This window comes from Mycolicibacterium tokaiense, from assembly GCF_010725885.1.
In the GTDB taxonomy this organism is placed as follows: domain Bacteria; phylum Actinomycetota; class Actinomycetes; order Mycobacteriales; family Mycobacteriaceae; genus Mycobacterium; species Mycobacterium tokaiense.
The window spans coordinates 1238851-1258706 of record NZ_AP022600.1 but is presented as its reverse complement, the minus strand read 5'-3'; the positions used below and the strand labels follow the sequence as shown (position 1 = coordinate 1258706).

The window sequence follows — 19856 nt, the reverse complement described above, 5'->3', positions numbered from 1 at the left end:
GCTGCTCGGCCTAGATGGTGAGGGCGATCTTCAGGCAGTCTGCACTGCGGGCGGCCACGGCGGCGTAGGCCGCCGGCGCGTCACCGAGCGGTCGTGTGTCGGTGAAGATCCCGGCGGTGTCCAGTCGTCCGGCGTTGATCATCGGAATGAGCTCCGGCCAGGTGCGTTGCACCGGCGCGGTCGTCATTCGCAACGTCACGCTGCGCACCAGGCTCACCAATGCCGGGAACGGGAACGGGTTCAGGTCGTGTACCCCGATCACCGACACCGTGCCGCCGGCGCGGACCAGGTTCAGCGCCGCGGTCATCGTGGTGTCGTTGCCCACCGCGTCGATCACCGAGGCCGCGGCTCGACCGCCGGTGGCCTCGAACACCGCCGCGGCGGCTGCGGACGGTTCCACCGGGGTGGCGCCGCAGCGGGCCGCGCGATCACGACGTCCGGGCACCGGGTCCACGGCGAACACGGTGCCCGCGCCCGCCGCGATGGCACTGCGCACCGCGCACAGTCCGACCGCACCGAGGCCGAGGACCGCCACCGTGCCGCCCGCCGGGATGTCGGCGCGCTGCGCGCCGGCCCACCCGGTGGCCAGGTTGTCGGTGAGCAGCAGCGCGGTCTCGGTGTCGATCCCGTCCGGGATGCGCAGCAGCTGGAAGTCGGCTGCGGGTACGGCCAGGAACTCCGACTGGGCGCCCCCCAGCGCGCCTGAGCCGAAGATCCGGGGTCCGGACACGCAGGTGACGGGGTCGGCGGTCGCGCACCCGGCGCAGGCCCCGCACCCGGCCACCGACGACACCAGCACCCGGTCGCCGGTGCGCACCGACCGTACTGCGGGGCCCACCTCGACAACGGTGCCCACCGCCTCGTGTCCCAGTGGAACCGGTTGTGCCAGTGGATAATCACCCTCGTAGAAGTGCAGGTCGGACCCGCAGATGGCGGTGGTCTGCACCGCCACCACAGCCCCGTCGGGTCCGGGCAGCGTGGGGTCGGGCACCGTCTCCACGACGATCTTCCCGGGTGCCTCTATCAGCACAGAGCGCATCACACCACCTTCACTCGAGGATGTAGTCGGCCGCATCCGGGGTGCGGGTCCAGGTCCAGTAGTCCACCAGTCGCCACGGGCTCAGTGAGTGCACCAGGCCGGCGTCGTCCTTGTAGAAGCTGTGCTTGATGGCCGGGTGTGACCACACCAGCGTGGCGAGCTCCTCCTGACAGCGCCGGTACCAGTCGTCGTAGCGGTCCTGCCGGGGTTCCATGCGACGTGACCCGGACGCCACCAGGAGGTCGAGACAGCCCATGATGTAGCGGATCTCGCATTCCGAGTGGAAGATCAGGCTGCCACCGCTGGCCAGGTTGGTGCCGGGACCGTAAAGGCAGAAGAAGTTCGGGAAGCCGGGCACCGTCATACCCAGGTAGGCCGCCGGCCTGCTGCCCCAGAAGTCGTGGAGTTCGATCCCGTTGCGGCCCTTGATGCTCAGTGAGGACAGCATGTCGTTGACGCGAAAACCGGTGGCGTAGATCAGGACGTCTGCGTGGTGGCGGGTGCCGTCGGCAGCCACCACGGCGTCGTGATCGATCCGGGCAACCGCGCCGCGGACCAGCTCCACGTTGTCACGGGTCAGTGTGCGCAACCAGCTGCCGTTGTCCTGCAGGGTGCGCTTACCGGTGGCCGGGTAATCGGGGATCACCTTGGCCTGCAGGTCGGGATCGTCGGGGAGTTGACTGGTGATCCACTCGGTGAACATCATCCGGGCCATGTCGTTGACCGCGCTGACCGCGGTCTGCTGATCAGGCCAGTCCGGGTCCACCTTGGCGGCGGCCAGCCCGGTGTCGCAGCCCGGCCAGAAGATCAGGAATCGGTACCAGCGGCCGTAAAAAGGCAAGTGCCGCAACGCCCATCTGACACCGGGCCCGACGGGGGCGTGGTAATTCGGATTGGGGAACATCCACTGCGCGGTGCGCTGGAAGACGGTGAGGTGGCCCACCTGTTCGGCGATGGCCGGGGCCACCTGGAAGCCGGACGCGCCCGCGCCGATCATCACGACGTCCTTGCCGGCCAGGTCGACGCCGTGGTCCCAGCGGGCGGTGTGAAAGGCCGGGCCGGCGAAGGTGTCCGCGCCGTCGAACCCGGGCACGTGCGGAGAGTTCAGTTGTCCCACCGCGCTGATCAGCGCACGGGCCCGGAGCACCTCGCCGGTGTCCAGGTGGACGGCCCACGTCGACGTGGTGTCCTCCCACTCCGCGTGCGTCACCGTGGTGCCGAACCGGATATGGTCGGCGACACCGTGGCGGTCCATCACCGTCTGGAAGTACGACTGCAGCTCGGGCTGGCGCGCGAAGAACTCCGTCCAGTGATCGTCGGGCTCGAAGCTGTAGCAGTAGAAGTGGTTGCCGACATCCACCCGTGCGCCGGGATAGGTGTTCTCCCACCATGTTCCACCGACACCGGGGTTCTTCTCCAGGACGGTGTACGGGATGCCGGCCTGCTGCAGCCGGATGGCGGCCAGCAGCCCGGATTGTCCCGCGCCGATGACGACCACAGGGAAACCGGCTCGATCGGCGGCATTGCTCGCGAGAGCGGTGTTCCGCTGGTCGCGGCCGTCGAGTTCCATTTCCTCGAGCAGCATGGGTACGTACTCGGGCGAGACCTCCTCGCACACCAGCCAGTCCATCATCTGCTTGAGTACCTCGGGTGACACCGGCGCGGGTTCGGGGCAGCCGCGGTCGCGGTAGTCGCAGATGATGTCCAGGGCCAGTGCACGGGCGGCTGTCAAGGCGTCCTCGCTCATGAAACCCTGCACCTCGTTGAGGAACAGGCCGGCGGGCCGCAAGGGGCCGTCCAGCAGACCCGGGTCGCCGCTCATGTGCACACACGACAGCAGCAGGGCGGGAATCGACACATCCTCCAGCGCCGCGGCAATCTGGGCGTCGGAGTCGGTGAACGGCACACCGGCGTGCCGATTGCGCAGGGTCACCCGCCGAACGCTAGGGCATGGCCGACAGCGTGTGGGCAGATTCGCAGAAGTGTCTACCCCCAGGATTCCAGCACGTCGACATACACGGTGGGCGGCACCGACAGCTCGCCGACAAAGGGATGCTCCAACGCGAACACCAGGAAGAGCACGAATCCGAGCAGTGCGGCGGTCAGTCCCACGGCGACCGCGTGCACGAACAGGTCGCGGGTACCCAGCAGGAACGTGAAGGTGAGGATCACCGCGCCGCCGCCCACCAGCAGTACCCACAGTTCGCCGGGCACCTGGGCGTCGGCGGTGGAGGTGCGCACCTTGCGGTCGCCGGCCAGGTCGTTCAGGCGCACGATCTGGTGGTCGAAGAAGGCGATCTGATTGCGGGTCCGCGGTTCCACCCTCAGGTACACCTCCCAGACCGCGGTCAGTTGGTCGGACTGGTCGGAGATCTTCTCCCCGTGGCGCATCCGCGGGAATTCCTCGTCGACGACGTGGCGGGTGTACGCCAGCAGCGCGTTCTGCGCCTCGGCCTGGTTCTGCGGCGGCAGTGCCGCCGAGTCGCGCAACAGGTCGGAGATGGCGGTGGCCTCGTCCCTGCTGGCGTCCTCGGCTTCGCCGAACTGCTCCCACACCACCACCACGACGAAGGCGACCAGCACCGCATACAACACGCTGCCGAGCTGAAAGACGGTGCTGGAGACGGAATTCGCGGCCTCGACCCGAGAATGCGGGACCACTCGGCGAAACAGGATCAGCCCACCGACCGCGCCGGCGACGATGATCGTGACCCAGGCGAGCCCGAGAAGGGCAGGAGGGAGCTGCAGCAGCATGACCACCCGGACACCCCTTTGCTCGATCGACATACGGATTTCACCACGTCAGGCGGGTCCGGGGCGGTGCAGACACCACAAACCTTGCGTTCTGCCGTCTCCATAGAATATTTTCTATGGAGATTGGAGGTGGCGGCATGGTGCTGTCGGCAGAGGAGAAAGCTCTCGTGGACACGGTGCGCGAGTTCGTCGAGAAGCAGGTGAAGCCGGTGGTGCGCGAGCTCGAGCACGCCAACACCTACCCCGAGGAACTCATCGAGATGATGAAGGAGATCGGGATCTTCGGGTTGGCCATCCCGGAACCCTATGGCTTCGGTCAGGTTTCGATGCCGTGCTACGTCGCCGTCACCGAGGAGCTGGCCCGGGGCTGGATGAGCCTGGCGGGTGCCATGGGCGGTCACACCGTGGTGTCCAAGCTGATCGTCATGTTCGGCACCGAGGAACAGAAGCAGAAGTACCTGCCGCGCATGGCCACCGGCGAGCTACGCACCACCATGGCGCTCACCGAACCCGGCGGCGGATCCGACCTGCAGGCCATGCGGACCGTCGCGCGCCGGGACGGCGACGACTACGTCATCAACGGCAGCAAAACCTGGATCACCAACGCCCGCCGCGCGGGGCTGGTGGCTCTGATGTGCAAGACCGACCCCGCCGCGCAACCGGCGCACAAGGGCGTGTCGATCCTGCTGGTCGAGAAGGTGCCGGGCTTCACGGTGTCCAAGGATCTGCCCAAGCTCGGCTACAAGGGAGTGGAGAGCTGTGAGCTCAACTTCTCCGACTGCCGGGTGCCCGCCGACGCACTGCTGGGGGCCGCCGAAGGGGACGGTTTCGCCCAGATGATGAAGGGCCTGGAGGTGGGCCGGCTGCAGGTCGCCGCCCGCGCCACCGGTGTGGCCCGGGCGGCCTTCGAGGATGCGCTGCGCTACGCCCAGGAGCGCGAGAGCTTCGGCAAGCCGATCTGGCAACACCAATCGGTGGGCAACATGCTCGCCGACATGGGCACCAAGCTCTCCGCCGCCCGCGCTCTCCTGGGCAGCGCCGCAGAGAAATTCGACTCCGGGGCCCGGGTCGACATGGAGGCGGGGATGGCCAAACTCTTCGCCTCGGAGGTGGGCATGGAGGTGGCTCTGGACGCGGTGCGGGTGCACGGCGGCTATGGCTACTCCACCGAGTACGACGTCGAACGGTACTTCCGCGACGCCCCGTTGATGATCGTGGGCGAGGGCACCAACGAGATCCAGCGCGGTGTCATCGCCAAACAACTGGTGAAGCGGGGCGGGCTGGCCCTGTGATGACCAACATGCTGCCGCTGCGCGGTCTGACCGTCCTGTCGCTGGAGCACGCGGTGGCGGCCCCGTTTGCGACCCGCCAGCTCGCCGATCTGGGTGCACGGGTGATCAAGGTGGAACGGCCTGGCTCCGGCGATTTCGCCCGGCAGTACGACGACTCGGTGAACGGCTCGTCCAGCTACTTCGTCTGGCTCAACCGGTCCAAGGAATCCATCGCACTCGATGTCAAAACCGAGCAGGGACAGCAGGTTCTGCATGAGTTGGCCGACCGCGCCGACGTCGTGGTGCAGAACCTGGGCCCTGGAGCGGCGGCCCGCCTGGGCCTGTCGGCCGAGGCGATCCGGGAAAACGACCCGGGCAAGATCGTGGTGTCGGTGACCGGCTGGGGCAGCACCGGCCCGTGGGCCGACCGCAAGGCCTACGACCTGTTGGTGCAGTGCGAGACCGGCCTGGTGTCGTTGACCGGCACTCCGGACGAGGTGGCCAAGGTCGGTGTCTCGATCGCCGACGTGGCCGCCGGCATGTACGCCTTCAGCGGCATCCTGGCGGCCCTGTATCGGCGGTCGATGACCGGCGAAGGCGCCACCATCGAGGTGTCGCTGTTCGAGGCGCTGGCCGAATGGGTCGGCCAGCCCGCCCATTTCACCGCGGGAGCAGGCCGCCAGCCCGGCCGCTTCGGTGCCCAGCACGCCACGATCGCTCCGTACGGCCCCTTCGATGCCGGCGACGGGCACACCATCCTGATCGCCATCCAGAATGAACCGGAGTGGTCGCGCTTCTGCGCCACCGTGCTGCAGCGTCCCGACCTGGCGCAGGATCCGCGGTTCGCGTCGAGCACGCTGCGGGTCGCGCACCGCAGCGAGGTGAACGCGGTGATCACCGAGGCCTTCGCCGCCTGGCCCAGTCCCGAGCTGGAGGAGAGGCTGACGGCCGCGCGGATCGCGTTCGCCGGGGTCAACACGGTCAGCGAGTTCCTCGAACACCCGGTGCTCGAGGCGCGGGACCGGTGGCGTTCGGTGCACACCGAGAACGGGCCGATCCGAGCGCTGCTACCGCCCCTGGATCTGGGGGTCGAACCACGGATGGACCCGGTGCCGGCACTGGGGGAGCACACCGCGGCAATCCTGGCGGAGCTGGGCCACGCCGTCGAGACGAGGAGCTGAGATGTCCCTGGACCGGTACATCGGTACCTGGAGCCCCGAACCACTCGCCAGCACAGAGCGTCTGAGCGTCGAGAACGCCGCGCGGGTGGCCGCGATGCTGGACCTGACCGTCAGTCTCGCCGACGGTGACGCGCTGCCGCCGATGTGGCACTGGTTCTATTTCACCGAGTTCCCGCCCACCGCGGAGCTGGGGGCCGACGGACATCCCCGCGACGGGCACTTCCTCCCGCCGATCCCGGATCGCCGCCGGATGTTCGCCGGTGCACGCCTGCGCATCCACGAGCCACTGCTGCTCGGCCGGGAGGCCACCCGTACCTGCGAGGTGGTGTCCACCAAGGTCAAGCACGGCAAGACCGGCGAACTGCTGTTCGTCACGGTGCGCAACGAGTTCAGCCAGGATGGCCGCCCGCGCATGACCGAGGAACAGGATCTGGTGTACCGCAGCGATTCCGGTAGCAGCACCTCGTTCTCCGCTGTCGGGGAACCGCTGGGTGCGCCGACGCAGCCATGGGTTGCCGAACCGCAGACCCATCCGGCGTTGCTGTTCCGGTTCAGCGCGCTCACCGCGAATTCCCACCGCATCCACTACGACCAGCAATACGCCACGGCCGTCGAGGGTTACCCAGGGTTGGTGGTGCACGGTCCGCTGCTGGCTCTCTACATGTCGGAACTGGCCCGCGCCAACAGTGACCGTCCGTTGTCCGGCTTCGACTTCCGGCTCTCGAGGCCGGTGTTCGTCGGCGATCCCATCCGAGCCCAGGGGACACCCGACCCCGGCGGTGCCTCCGCGGAGTTGTCGGTGCTCTCCGGGGCAGCGACCATGCACGCCACCGCGACCGCGGCCTTTGCATGAACGCCGAGCTGGTTCGCCTGGCCCGAACCCTGCTCTTCGTACCGGGCAACCGTCCGCAGCGGTTCGGCAAAGCTCAGGCGGCGCAACCGGACATCGTCATCATCGACCTCGAGGACGCGGTGGGGCCGCCGGAGAAGGACGCCGCCCGCGAGCACGCCGCGGCCTGGCTGGCTGCGGGTAATGCGGCCATGGTGCGGATCAATGCGCCGGACACTGCGTGGCATGCCGCAGACCTGGCACTGGTCGCGCAGCACCGGATGCCGGTGATGGTGGCCAAAGCCGAACGCGCCGAACAGCTCGAGCGCATCACCGAGATGGCCCCGGGCGCGCCGCTGGTGCCGTTGATCGAGACCGCCGCCGGGGTGCGGGCGGTGCATGAGCTCAGCGCCGTCGCCGGTGTGACCCGGCTGGCGTTCGGCAGTATCGACCTGGGCAACGAGCTGGGTGTGAACCCCGACGACCGCACCGCGCTACTGCTGCACCGGAGTCTGCTGGTACTGGCCTCCGCAGCCGCTGGCCTGGCGCCGCCGATCGACGGGGTGACAACGGTGTTCACCGAAACCGACACGGTGACCTCCGATGTGAGGTACGCACGCAGCCTGGGTGTGACCGCCAAGCTGTGCATCCATCCGGCCCAGGTGGCGGCCGTGCACCGTGCGATGGCGCCGTCCGAGTCCGAGATCGACTGGGCCGGCGAAGTCCTGGCGGCCGCCGAGCACGCGGACGGTTCTGCGGTCGCGGTCAACGGTCAGATGATCGACGTGCCGGTGGTGGAGCGGGCCCGCCGGATACTGGCCGCAGCGGGACGCTAGCCGAGAGTGCCGCTGGCAGTGAGGTGTTCGGCCAGTAGAGCACCCGCCCGGCGGATGTGCCGAGCCATGGCGCCCCGGGCGGCCTCGGCGTCGCCGGAACGCAGGTGCTCGATGATGGCCCTGTGGTCCTCGGCGGAGGCTTCGGGCCAGCCCTCGACGGCGGCGAAGAACTTGCGTGGCGCGTAGGGCAGCGTCGCCTTGATGAGCCAGCGGATCTTGCGTGATCCCGCCAATCGGTAGATGGTCTCGTGGAAGCGATGATTGAGCCGCTCCACGGCCTCGTAGTCGCGATCGGCGTTTGCCTGTTCGAGCTCGGTCTGAATGCTCTCCAACTCGTCCACCAACTCGGTGCTGATCACCCGAGCCGCCCGGGCGGCGAGCTCGCCACCGAGCAGCGCCTGGGCGTCGTAGACATCGCAAATGTCCTCACCGGACAGCGCGGTCACCGAAAATCCGCGCCGTGGCTCGATGGTCAGGAACCCTTCGGTCTGCAGGAGTAGCAGGCCTTCCCGGGCCGGGGTGGCACTGATGCCGAGTTCGTCGGCCACCACCTCGGGACGGATGAATTCGCCGGCCCGCAGTTGCCCGGACACGATGAGCTCGCGCACGTGCGCAGCGGCCAGGTCGCTGAGGCGCATGAGCGGCCCCCGCTTGCGGTCGGCCGACGCCGTGGATTTCACCCGACAAATATAGACAATTTTCCGTGGTGGCAGTGCCGGTATCCGGCGTCCCGGCGAGGGGAAATGTACATACAATTGCTCCTCCGCTGACGTGCGCTTCCGGTAGCGTCACTCGTGGCACACCGGCTTTGGCCCGATGTCTTCGCTGGCCACACCACTTTCGGTGGGCCAGGGGGAGCCAGGGGGAACATGGACCGGTGGCGCCGGGTTTGCGTACATATCCGACACAGCGCAGGGAGGAAAGGGCTCGATGACGGTGGAACCGAGCGCGGGCCCGGCTTACCAACGCATTGCCGAGTCGCTGCGGCAGACGGTGTTGCGTTCGCCGGATGCCGAGGTGCGGCTGCCCACCGAAGCCGAACTGGCGCAGCAGTACGGTGTGAGCCGGCAGACCGTGCGCCGGGCCTACCAGGAACTGGTGGCTGACGGGCTGGTCACCCGAACGCCGGGGCGCGGGTCGTTCGCCGCGCGGGACGGCTCGCAGTACCTGCGGCGGTTCGGGACGGTGGAGGACCTCATGAGCCTGTCGGTGGACACCGAGATGGAGGTGCTCGCGCCGCTGGCCCGGCGCATCGACATCGAAGCCGCCGGGCGCCTCGGGCTGTCGAGCGACGCGGTCACCACGGTGTCGTTTCGCCGCCTGCATCTCGGCGTCCCGTTCTGCGTCACCGACGTCTTCCTTCCGCCCGATGTCGGGTCGCTCATCGCCGACGCCCCTGAAGTGCAACGTGGAGCGCGCAGTTCCCGCACCATCATCGGCCTGCTGGACCCCCTTCTGCCCGATCCCATCGGTGGTGCGGACCAGACCATCACCGTCGCGCTGGCGGACACCCGGGTGGCCGACGCTGCGGAGTGCGACACCGGCGAGCCGATGCTGCGGATCGACCGGATGTACCGGACCGTGGGCGGCGATGCCGTCGAGCTGGCGGTGTCGCGGTTCGTGACCTCGTTGTACAGCTACCGATCCAGCCTGCGCCGCGGGCGCACGTGAGCAAGGGATGAGCGATGCCGTCAGCCGATGAGAACGCCGCTGCCACCGGGGACGGCGATCCCGGGGTGTTCGCGCCGCAGAGCGGGATCGCCGCAGTGGATCGCGCAGTCGCCGTACTGGACGTCTTCACCCGCGGCCAGCTTCGGCTCGGTGTCAGCGACGTCGCGCGGGCGACCGGGCTCAGTACCAGCACTGCGCACCGGGTGCTGGCCGCGTTGTGCACCCACGGTCTGGTCACCAAGGTGGGGCCCAATTACGCACTCGGACCCCGCATCCTGCAGCTGGCGGCCGCTGCCCGCGACACCGGGAACCTGACGGCCGTCGCGCGGCCGGTGATGACGCGGCTTCGCGACGCCACTGGGGAAACGGTGGGCCTGCACGTGGTCAAGGGCGGCGGACGCTTTGTCATCGACCAGGTGGAGAGCACCCAGCCGCTGCGGCGCACCTACACGGAGTGGGGGCAGTTCATCCCACTGCATCAGGGCGCGCCCAGTCGGCTGTTGCTGGCGTACTCCGACGACCAGACCATCGCCAACGTGCTCGAGGGCCCGTTCGAGAGCATCACCTCCAGCACGGTGGTCACCCGGGATGAGCTGGTCCGGCAGATCGACCTGGTACGGCAGAAGGGCTACACCTTCTCTTTCGAGGAGCGGGTGGCGGGAATCCGTTCCATCGCGGTGCCGCTGTGGGACTACACCGGCGAGGTGATCGCCGCGATGAGTGTCACCGGGCCGGCGATCAGGGTCACCGAGGACTGGATGTACCGCGCCCTGCCGACCATCCTGGCCGCCGCCGCGGACATCTCCGCCGAGCTGGGGTTCACGCCCCCTGGTGTGACGGGCCAGGCGGCACTGACACCGCAGTGACGGTTGACACACCCGCGCCGCCGGGCATAGTCTTCCCGCTGTACGGATAACCTTCCCGCTGTACGGGAAGACTGCCGAACCCGAGAGGGTGCGGTTCCGAGGGTCCCCAGGTGGGGTTCCCGGGTGCGGTCAGGACCTGCAGTAGCGGCAATGGCCGAACATTGTGTGTGGCCGTGGCGTGCCGTATGGCTTCAACTTCGGTGCGCTGAGCAGCCAAATTGTGAAGTGAAGTTTCTCGACGAGGTGCTTGACTTCAAAATGTACGGCCATATGCTGAGTAATGAACCAGATCACAGACGATCGGATTGCCCATGACACGTCACACCACCCGCTTATTGGCCGGCGCCGCCACCGTGGCCCTGGCTTTGTCCGCCTGCGCGTCGGATGAAGCCGGCACCGACTTCGCCGGCACGCAGTTGCGCTGGGTGGTCTCCAGTGCGCCCGGCGGCGGATTCGACACCACCACAAGACAATTGGAACCGGCATTCACCGAGGCGCTGGGCACCACCGCCGTGGTGGAGAACCGGGAAGGCGGCGGCTACGCCATCGGCGCCCAGACGATGCTGAGCAACGGCGCCGACTGCTCGAGCATCGTCACCCACGGCATCCCGCACCTGAACTTCTCCTACATGACCCAGGCTGTCGACTACGACCTGTCCAGCTTCGCGCCCGTCGGCGGCATCAGCATCGAACCCGGCGTGATCCGGGTCCGCAACGACGCCCCCTGGCAGAACGTCCAGGAGTTCGTCGACGACGCCAAGGCCCGGCCCGGCCAGATCAAGGTCAGTGTCTCGGATCTGCAGAGCAACAACTACATCGCCCTGCTGCAGATGGAGCGCGATCTCGGCATCGACCTCAACATCATCGGCTACGACGGTGGCGGACCGTCGCGCACTGCCCTGATCAGCGGAGAAGTGGACGCCACCCACGCGGGCGTGTTCAACAGCCTTGCCATTGCCGATGATTCGCGGGTGATCGCGGTCAGTCAGCCCGAGAACAAATGGCCTGAGGTCACCGATGACGCCCCGCCCATCAACGAGGCGCTCGGTGTCGACCTGCCCGCGAATGCCTCGAACTACGTACTCTTTGCCTCGGCCGAGTGCCGCGACGGCAACCCCGAGCGGTATCAGGCCCTGGTCGACGGGCTCAAGGCCTCACTGGAGAACGAGGAGTACCTGGCCAACCTGGAACAGTTGGGTGAAGCGGGCAAGGTGTCCTACCTGACCCCGGATGAACTCGAGGATCTGGCACAGCAGTCGCAGACCGACATCGAAGAACTCCTGCAGGCGAACCCGAATGCCTTCGCCGGCTGAGCCCGTCGCGACGGCATCGCCGGCGCCGAACGCCGTGGCCGCAGTGGGGCTGGCGGCCACTCCGGGCCTCATCGCCATCGTCGTCGGAGCGTTGACCTGGATGCTGTCGGTGGACCTGAATCCGGCCGACAAGGGTTATCCGCGGGTGCTGGCCGCACTGTTGATCGGCGTCGGACTGTGGAACGTGATCGCGGACCTGCGGGAGCGTACGGGTGACGAAGAACCCGACCCCGAGTACGGCCGCCTGGTGGTCTGGCGGGTGGCAGGTTTCGCAGCGCTGATCGCGGTCACCGTGTGGCTGGTCAATCCCATCGGCTTCTACCCGGCCGCGGCGTTGATGCTGATCGGCGGCCTGTGGATCATGGGCGTGCGAAAGCCGTTGGTACTCATCGGGTATCCCGTCGTTGTGATCGGACTCGGCTACGTCCTGTTCACGCTCGTGATCGGCGTGCCCCTACCACTGGCCAGGGGTTTCTGATGCTCGACAACATCACCGCAGGACTGTCGCTGCTGATGCAGCCCGCACCGTTGATGTGGCTCGTGGTCGGTGTGTCGGTCGGCTTCATCGTCGGTGTGCTGCCGGGCCTGAGCACCTCCAACACCGCGGCGCTGCTGCTGCCGTTTGCGATCACCCTGCCGCTGGAGAACTCCCTGGTGCTCATCGTGAGCATCTACGCGGGAGCACAATTCGGCGGCGCCGTGCCCGCCATCCTGTTCAACGTGCCCGGTGAGGCAGGCTCTGCTGTGACCGCGCTGGACGGCTATCCGCTGGCCAAGAAGGGCCAAGCCGGCCTGGCCATTGGCATCGCCCGGATGGCCTCGGTCCTCGGCGGTGTTCTCAGTGGCTTCATCGTGCTGTTCCTGCTGCAGCCGCTGGGTGCGCTGTCGCTGAAGTTCGGTGCCCGGGAGATGTTCGCCATCATCGTGCTGGGACTGGTGGTGGCATCGTCACTGATGGGCGGTTCGGCCCGCAAGGGCCTGATGGTGGGACTGCTCGGCCTGTTGATAGCGGTGGTGGGCGTGAGCCCCGCGACGGCCGAAACCCGATTCACCTTCGGCGAATTGCAGCTCTATGACGGAGTGCCCTTCCTGGCCGCACTGATCGGCGTGTTCGCCATCACCGAGATGCTGATGTTGGTGGGGTCGAAGCTGATGGCGCAACGGCAGACAGAGCAGACTGTCACCGCTGGCGGCCTGCGCAAAGAGACCAAGGATGCCATCGACGGCGTGAAGGCCACCTTGAAGCAGCCGGGCGCGGTGGCACGTTCCAGCGGTGTCGGCATCGTGCTCGGGATCATCCCCGGCCTCGGTGCGGCTGTGGCGAACTTCATCAGCTACTCCTTCGAAAAGCGGCGCTCCAAGACCCCGGAAGAGTTCGGCAAGGGCAGCCACAAGGGCATCATTGCCTCCGAAGCGTGTGACAACGCAGTGGCCAGTGCGAGCCTGATCCCGACATTCACCCTCGGCATCCCCGGCAGCGCCACCATGGCCGTGGTGCTCGCAGCGTTCTACCTACAGGGGATCCAGCCCGGCCCCCGGGTGCTGCAGGAGAACAGCGGTGAGGTGTACGCCGTGGCACTGGCCCTGATCGTGGCCAGCGTGCTGATCCTGCCGCTGGGGGTACTACTGGCCGGACCCTTGGCGCTGGTGACCAGGGTGCCGCTGGCGTTCCTGGTGCCGACGGTGCTGTTCATGTCCATGGTCGGCGTGTACGCCATCCGCAACTCGATCTTCGATGTGGGGCTGGCGCTGTTCTTCGGTGTGCTCGGACTGATGTTGCGGCTCAACGGTTATCCGGTGATCCCGCTGATCCTCGGGATCATCCTGGGTCCGCTGGCCGAGGAATACCTGCTGCGAAGTCTCCAGCTGGCCGATGGCCCGGGTTACTTCTTCGGTTCGGTGATGGTGAACATCCTGTGGGCACTGCTGGTCGCGGCGCTGGCGTTCATGGCCGTCTCGAACGTCCGCGCCAAGCGCCGGGAGCGGGCCGCCGTCGATGAGTCAGTGCATCAGCACAACTAGAGAGGAGGCCCCGGTGCGGGCCGCAATAGTGACGGGGGCCAGTCGCAACATCGGCTTGGCCATCGCCCGTCGGATGCTGCACGACGGCTGGAGGGTCTGTCTGACCGGCCGCGACGCCCAGAGTGTCGCCGCCGCCGCAGACAGCCTGGCCGCTCCGGAGTCCGTTCGGTGGTTCGCCGGCGACATCGGTGCCGAGACGGACGTGACGAGGCTGATCGGTGAGATCGAAACAGATTGGGGCGCAGTCGATGCGGTGATCAACAATGCCGGCATCCGAGCACACGGGCCCATCGAGTCCATGACGGTGCAGAACTGGGACGCCGTGATGAGCACCGTCCTCACCGGTGCGTTCCTGACCACCAGGGCCGTACTGCCCCAGATGCGTGAGCGGGGCTGGGGACGCGTCGTCAACATCGCCGGTATGTCCGGCCAGGCAGGTGCCTCGGGACGAACGCCGGTGGTGGCGGCCAAGTCCGGATTGATCGGTCTGACGAAGGCATGTGCGCACGAGGCCGACGGATCAGGGGTGACGGTGAATGCCATCTCGCCGGGCCACATCGACACCGCCCGCAGGCCGGGCCTGGGTGACTCCGCCGTCGCCGAACAGCATTACCAACACCTACACGCCGCCGGCAATGCTGTCGGGCGCATCGGCACCGTCGAGGACGTCGCCGGCGCCGTGTCCTTTCTCTGCAGCGAGGATGCCGGATACATCACCGGCCAGGTCATCTCCGTCAACGGCGGCGCATACATGTGACTCAGCCCGCCTGCCCACCAACCGTTCCGATGAAAGGGACCATCATGGTTGCCGAGATCAGCCCGCAGACACGACGTCTGGCGGAGCACCTGAGCGGGGCCGCGCGCACGCCGTTGCCGCCCGAGGTGCTTCACAAGACCAAACACCACATCATCGACACCATCGCAGCCATGGTGTCCGGGGCGCAGTTGCTGCCGGGCATCCGGGGCCTGGCCTACGTGGGTGCAGACGGCGACGGCCCGAGTGCGCTCATCGGTGGGCGGCGGAGCAACCCGGTGGATGCTGCGCTCGCCAACGGCATGTCCGCGCACGCCGACGAAACCGACGACTCCCATGCGCGTTCCATCAGTCACCCCGGCTGTGCGGTGGTGCCCGCCGCCCTGGCCGTGGGCGACCTGAGGCACAGCAGCGGTGAGCAGATCCTGCGTGCGGTCGCCGCGGGCTACGACGCGGGCACCCGGGTGGTGCTGAGCCTCGGCAAGCCGGTGCTCAACACCGAATCCAGCGGTCGCAGTACCCATGCCTACTGTGGCCTGTTCGGCGCCGCTGCCGCTGCCGGTGTCGTCTACGCCCTGGAAGAGGAGCAGATGCGGCACGCGTTGTCATACGCCGCGCAGAGTGCCTCGGGCGTCACCAGCTGGGTGCGCGATCCCAACCATATGGAGAAGGCGTTCGTATTCGCGGGAATGCCTGCCTCCAACGGTGTTCGGGCTGCGGCCATGGTGGCGTCGGGCTGCGACGGGGTGGGTGACGTGTTCAGTGCCGTCCCCAACTTCCTGGACGCGCTGTCCACCGAGGTCCGTCGCGACGAACTGGCCGACGGCCTGGGCGAACGGTACGAGATCATGCACACCAACATCAAGAAGTTTGCCGTGGGATCCCCCGCCCAGGCTGCCGTGCAGGCGATGCTCGAGCTGGTGGAATCCGAACCCATCGACCCTGCACAGGTCGCCGGCATCCGAATCGTGTTGCCGCACGACCTGTGTCGCGTGGTGGACAACCGCTCCATGCCCGACATCTGCTGCCAGTACCTGGTGGCAGGCACGCTGGTGGACCGGGCCTTCACCTTCGCCATGGCCCACGACGACGACCGGATGACCGATCCGGTGATCACCGCACTGCGCTCGGTCACCGAGTTGATCGCCGACCCCGACAAGGCCGGCGTTCGCACGGCTGACGTCTCGGTGACGCTGCGCGATGGCCGGGTCCGGCAGCGCTACGTCGGTGCCGTGCGTGGCACCGTCGACGACCCGATGACCGACGAGGAAGTGACGGCCAAGGCGGTGGATCTGATGGAACCGATCCTGGGAGCCGCAGCCACCGGCGAACTGATGGACACGCTGTGGTCCCTGGAGGCCTGCCCGGACATCACCACCGTCACCGGGATGCTGACTGCCGGTGTGTACGCGGAGGCTCGGCGATGACGCTGCAGATGTCGGCAGAGGTGCGCACTGCCGCACAGTCGTTGGCACAGTGGGCCGTTGACGCTGTGCCCGGTACTGCCGACCTGGAACTGGCTCAGATCGCGCTGATCGACACCGTTGCGGTGGCTGCCGCCGGTGCGAATCACCCGGTGACCGCACTGGTGGCCGAGCTGCCCGCTGGAGCGCGGTGGGCCGCCCAGGCGCACGTGGTGGACTACGACGACCTGCACCTGCCCTCCACCTCCCACATCAGCACGGTGTGTGTGCCTGCCGCCGCCGCCACCGGCGGGGATGCCGGGGCTTACCTCGCCGGTGCCGGCGTGATGGCCAGGCTGGGTGCTGCGCTGGGCTGGTCACACTACTCACGGGGCTGGCACGCGACATCGACCACCGCACCCATGGCCGCCGCGACCGTGGCCGGCACCGCAATGGGACTGGACGCCGACCGGTTGGCAACGGCGATGGCACTGGCGGTGTCGAGCGCCGGTGGTGTGCAACGCGCCTTCGGCAGTGACGGTAAGTCCATCCAGGTGGGGTTGGCTGTTGATGCCGGGATTCGCGCCGCCCGACTGGCGGCCGCGGGCGCCGTCGCTGACTTGCGGGTGATCGACGCCTGGCTGGATCTGGTCTCCGAGCCTCCCTTCGATCTGGCACTCGACGATCCCGCGATGGTGCCGGGCGGCCTGGCAGTCAAGGTCTACCCGTGTTGTTATGCGCTGCAACGCCCCATCGCGTGCATGGCCGAGGTGGCGGCCGGCCTGGCGTCGGAGGACGTCGAGCGGATTGACATCTGGCTCACCGAGTCCGCGGTGCAGCCACTGGTGCACCACCGGCCGACCTCCGGGCTGGAAGCCAAGTTCTGCCTCGAGCACGCCCTGGCCGTCGGCGTCACCGACGGGTTCGCCGGTTTCGACAGTTTCTCCGATACGGCCGTGCATCGGCCGGAGGTGGCGCGGCTGACCCGCAGCGTGGACATCCACCTGACCCCCGGTGGCAACGGCCTGCTCGAGGATTCCGTGCGGGTCCAGGTCACCACCACCGACGGGCGCACCCGCTCCGGCGAGATCGAACTCCCGCCGGGTGCCCCAGGTCGTCCGGTGACCCGGGAGCACCTGGCGCAGAAGGTACGTGACTGCGCGGGGGACCGCGCCGATGCCGTGCTGGCCGCCAGTTGGGCCGACCTGCCCGCGCTCTTCGAGAACGCCCCGACAGCAAAGGACGTCTGATGATCGATCTGACCGAACTGGCCGCCCAGGCCCTGGCCGTCGCGGACCGGGTCGAAGGTCAGGTGCACACCGAGGCCGTGCGCAGCCTGCTCAACGTCGTCGGCACCACCATCGGCGCGGCGGCCACCGCCGAGAGCAACGTCGTGGCCGCGGGTCTGCGCCGCGCCGGTGCACCCGGAGAGGTGCCCGTCCCGGGCCGCTCGGACACCTTCGATGCGCCGTCGGCGGCGCTGCTCACCGGATTCGCGGCGCATCTGGACGATTTCGACGACACGCACCTGGCCACCGTCGTGCACCCGGGTGCCGCCACCCTGGGCGCCGCACTGGGTGCCTGCTGGCAGCAGGACCGCAGCGGCGACGAACTGCTGCGTGCCTTCGCCGTCGGCATCGAACTCCAACTGCGGGTGGCGGTCGCCATGTCGCCGTCGCACTACGATGCCGGCTGGCACATCACGGGCACAGTGGGCCCCATCGGCGCCGCTATGGCCGCCGCGATGCTGATGGGCCTGGACGCCGAAACCACCGGCCGCGCCATCGGTGTGGCGTCCAGCATGACCATCGGGCACCGCGAGGGCTTCGGCACCATGAACAAGCCGCTGCACCCGGGCAAGGCCGCCGCCAACGGACTGGTCGCGGCCACCGTCGCCAAGCACGGCCTGACGGCATCCCCGCGCGCCCTCGACGGCCCCCGGGGTTACTTCCGGGTGCTGGCACCCGAACTGGACGAGTCCAAGTTGCTCGACGACTGGGGCACCCGGTGGGAGCTGTTGGACAACACCTACAAGCCCTACCCCTGCGGCATCGTGAGCCATCCCGCGATCGAGGCGGCCGAAGAACTGCATCAGCTGATCGGTGGCCGGGAGGTGGCCCGCGTGGATGTCCGCTGCCACCCCCTGGTGGTGGAACTGACCGGAAACCCGGACCCCTCCGATGGCCTGGCTGCCCGGTTCTCCACCATCCACGGCGTCGCCAGCGGGGTGCTGCAGGGGCCGGTGGATCTGAAGTCCTACGAGGACACCACCGTACGTTCGGAGCCGCTCATCGAGATGCGGTCCAAGGTGGCGCTGCACCCCGACCCCGATGTCGCCCGGGCCACCGCGTTTCTCACCGCCACCCTGGCGGACGGCGGCACCGAGAGCGTCACGGTGCGCAACGCGCGCGGCAGCCTCGAGGTGCCGCTGACCGACGACCAGCTGGACCGCAAGGTACTGGCACTGGTGGAACGCACCTTGCCGGGCCGGGAGAAGGAGATCGTCGAGGCCGCGCGCGGTGTCGCCACGATTCCCAGCGCCCAGAGTTGGTTCCGCAACCTCGCCGACACGAAAGGCACCCCGGCATGAGCGCCGACCTCACCAGCACCGTCAGTACCTTTGTCGCAGAACTGAACTGGTCCGATGTCCCTGAAGCGGCCCGGGCTGCCGCCCGGCGGACCGCGGCCAACGTCATCGGTCTCTCGGTGGGCGCAGCCCACTCGGCAGCCGCAGATGCGGTCCTCGGAGCCGCTTCGGATCTCGGTCAGCAGGGCGGCGCCCAGGTGCTGGGCCGCGCCGAGACGCTCACCGCGCCGTGGGCGGCGTTGGTCAACGGACTGACCGCGCACGTGGAGGACTTCGACGACACCTACCTGTCGTGCATCCTGCATCCGGGCGCCCCCATCGTGCCGGCTGCGCTGGCGGCCGCAGAACTGGTTGGTGCCGACGGCGAGACCCTGATGACCGGGGTGGTGGCCGGCGTAGAGGTCGCCAGTCGGCTGGGAGACAGCCTGTGGCCCAGTCACTTCGACCGGGGATGGCATGTCACGGCCACCACCGGTCCCATCGGCGCGGCCTGCGCGGCGGCTCGGGTGCTGGGCCTGGACGCAGCCAGAACGGCGCACGCCATCGCCATCGCGGCCACGCAGGCAGCCGGGCACACCGAGCAACTGGGGTCGATGACCAAGTCCTTCCAGGTGGGCCGTGCCGCGGCCACCGGCGTGGAGGCGGCGCTGTTGGCGGAGCAGGGGTTCACCGGCCCGGTGGAACCGCTGGCCGGGCGGCGGGGGATGTCTGCGCTGATGGCCACCGAGGTGGATTGGGCGCCGATGGCGGATCTCGGTCACCGATGGTTGGTGGAATCCAACGCGCTCAAGCCCTACAGTTGCGGCATTGTCAGCCACCCGGTGATCGACGCCGGTCGCCGGTTGCGAGCCGGGGGCCTGGAGCCTGCCCACGTGGGATCTGTTCAGCTGCAGGTTCATCCGCGTGTGTTGGATGTCATGGGCGTCACCGAACCCGTGGACGGGCTCCGGAGCAAATTCTCGGTGTACCACTGCTTCGCCGTCGGGTTGCTCCGCGGCGCGGGCGGGCCGCCGGAGTTCAGTGACACCGCGGCGGTCGATCCTGAGATCACCGACATCCGTGGGCGGGTGACCGTCGCGCTGGATCCCGCCCTGGCCGCAGACGCCTGCCGGGCGGTGGTCACCACCACCGACGGCCGTACCGTGGAGCTCACCGTGGACCACGCCACCGGCAGCATCGATGCGCCCATGAGTGACGAGGAGTTACGAGCCAAGGTGGTGACCCTCGCCGGGCGCCTGGACAACCCGGATCGCCTCTGGGACGTGGCCCGACGGCTGGATGACATCGGCAGCGCGGAAGACCTTTTCGCAGTAGCCGGATAGCGGCGCCC

At 68.1% G+C, this 19856-nt stretch carries 18 protein-coding genes; 14 read left to right on the top strand and 4 right to left on the bottom strand.

Annotated features, from left to right (window positions below):
- Positions 1-10 precede the first annotated feature (10 nt).
- The 3 genes from G6N58_RS06015 to G6N58_RS06005 are packed head-to-tail and all read right to left on the bottom strand — an operon-like array spanning position 11 to position 3826.
- On the bottom strand, positions 11-1039 hold the full coding sequence (locus G6N58_RS06015) for an alcohol dehydrogenase catalytic domain-containing protein (RefSeq protein WP_115279367.1): 1029 nt from the start codon (positions 1037-1039) through the stop codon (positions 11-13).
- 10 nt (positions 1040-1049) lie between these two features.
- Positions 1050-2966, bottom strand: a complete 1917-nt coding sequence (locus tag G6N58_RS06010) for a flavin-containing monooxygenase (RefSeq protein ID WP_115281764.1) — start codon at positions 2964-2966, stop codon at positions 1050-1052.
- Between the two features lie 59 nt (positions 2967-3025).
- A complete protein-coding gene (locus tag G6N58_RS06005; protein WP_083230943.1) occupies positions 3026-3826 on the bottom strand; it encodes a bestrophin-like domain in 801 nt (266 codons plus the stop codon).
- Between the two features lie 104 nt (positions 3827-3930).
- On the opposite strand from G6N58_RS06005, the gene G6N58_RS06000 reads away from it, so the two are divergent.
- The 4 genes from G6N58_RS06000 to G6N58_RS05985 are packed head-to-tail and all read left to right on the top strand — an operon-like array spanning position 3931 to position 7910.
- Positions 3931-5085 (top strand): acyl-CoA dehydrogenase family protein, encoded by a 1155-nt coding sequence (locus G6N58_RS06000; protein ID WP_068920207.1) that lies wholly within the window; start codon positions 3931-3933, stop codon positions 5083-5085.
- 8 nt (positions 5086-5093) lie between these two features.
- Entirely contained in the window at positions 5094-6245 is a 1152-nt protein-coding gene (locus G6N58_RS05995; RefSeq protein WP_172545103.1) for a CaiB/BaiF CoA transferase family protein, read from the top strand.
- Between the two features lies 1 nt (position 6246).
- Positions 6247-7098: an HTD2 family dehydratase gene (locus G6N58_RS05990; protein ID WP_115279369.1), complete on the top strand. Its 852-nt coding sequence runs from the start codon at positions 6247-6249 to the stop codon at positions 7096-7098.
- The gene (locus G6N58_RS05985) at positions 7095-7910 is read left to right on the top strand and encodes an HpcH/HpaI aldolase/citrate lyase family protein (protein WP_115279370.1); all 816 of its coding nucleotides are present in this window, start codon (positions 7095-7097) and stop codon (positions 7908-7910) included. Before G6N58_RS05990 ends, G6N58_RS05985 begins: the two co-directional genes overlap by 4 nt.
- On the opposite strand, the gene G6N58_RS05980 is transcribed toward G6N58_RS05985, so the two are convergent.
- A complete protein-coding gene (locus G6N58_RS05980; protein ID WP_068920205.1) occupies positions 7907-8548 on the bottom strand; it encodes a GntR family transcriptional regulator in 642 nt (213 codons plus the stop codon). The genes G6N58_RS05985 and G6N58_RS05980 overlap by 4 nt on opposite strands.
- A 292-nt stretch (positions 8549-8840) precedes the next feature.
- Here G6N58_RS05980 and G6N58_RS05975 point away from each other — a divergent pair, with 292 nt between their 5' ends.
- The 10 genes from G6N58_RS05975 (at position 8841) to G6N58_RS05930 (ending at position 19848) form a co-directional block, all read left to right on the top strand.
- Complete coding sequence (locus tag G6N58_RS05975; RefSeq protein ID WP_068919013.1) at positions 8841-9581, top strand: GntR family transcriptional regulator; 741 nt, start codon at positions 8841-8843, stop codon at positions 9579-9581.
- A gap of 14 nt (positions 9582-9595) precedes the next feature.
- A complete protein-coding gene (locus tag G6N58_RS05970) occupies positions 9596-10447 on the top strand; it encodes an IclR family transcriptional regulator (protein ID WP_068919012.1) in 852 nt (283 codons plus the stop codon).
- A gap of 311 nt (positions 10448-10758) precedes the next feature.
- The gene (locus G6N58_RS05965) at positions 10759-11760 is read left to right on the top strand and encodes a Bug family tripartite tricarboxylate transporter substrate binding protein (RefSeq protein WP_115279371.1); all 1002 of its coding nucleotides are present in this window, start codon (positions 10759-10761) and stop codon (positions 11758-11760) included.
- Entirely contained in the window at positions 11744-12238 is a 495-nt protein-coding gene (locus tag G6N58_RS05960; protein ID WP_163907943.1) for a tripartite tricarboxylate transporter TctB family protein, read from the top strand. The genes G6N58_RS05965 and G6N58_RS05960 overlap by 17 nt, the downstream gene beginning before the upstream one ends.
- Positions 12238-13782 (top strand): tripartite tricarboxylate transporter permease, encoded by a 1545-nt coding sequence (locus tag G6N58_RS05955; protein ID WP_115279373.1) that lies wholly within the window; start codon positions 12238-12240, stop codon positions 13780-13782. The genes G6N58_RS05960 and G6N58_RS05955 overlap by 1 nt, the downstream gene beginning before the upstream one ends.
- Positions 13783-13795: 13 nt before the next feature.
- Positions 13796-14539, top strand: a complete 744-nt coding sequence (locus G6N58_RS05950) for an SDR family NAD(P)-dependent oxidoreductase (RefSeq protein ID WP_068919008.1) — start codon at positions 13796-13798, stop codon at positions 14537-14539.
- Positions 14540-14568: 29 nt separating this feature from the next.
- Positions 14569-15963 (top strand): MmgE/PrpD family protein, encoded by a 1395-nt coding sequence (locus tag G6N58_RS05945; RefSeq protein ID WP_115279375.1) that lies wholly within the window; start codon positions 14569-14571, stop codon positions 15961-15963.
- A complete protein-coding gene (locus tag G6N58_RS05940; protein WP_115279376.1) occupies positions 15960-17189 on the top strand; it encodes an MmgE/PrpD family protein in 1230 nt (409 codons plus the stop codon). Before G6N58_RS05945 ends, G6N58_RS05940 begins: the two co-directional genes overlap by 4 nt.
- Complete coding sequence (locus G6N58_RS05935; protein ID WP_115279377.1) at positions 17189-18529, top strand: MmgE/PrpD family protein; 1341 nt, start codon at positions 17189-17191, stop codon at positions 18527-18529. Before G6N58_RS05940 ends, G6N58_RS05935 begins: the two co-directional genes overlap by 1 nt.
- Positions 18526-19848, top strand: a complete 1323-nt coding sequence (locus G6N58_RS05930) for an MmgE/PrpD family protein (protein WP_115279378.1) — start codon at positions 18526-18528, stop codon at positions 19846-19848. Before G6N58_RS05935 ends, G6N58_RS05930 begins: the two co-directional genes overlap by 4 nt.
- The last annotated feature ends 8 nt before the right edge of the window (positions 19849-19856 follow it).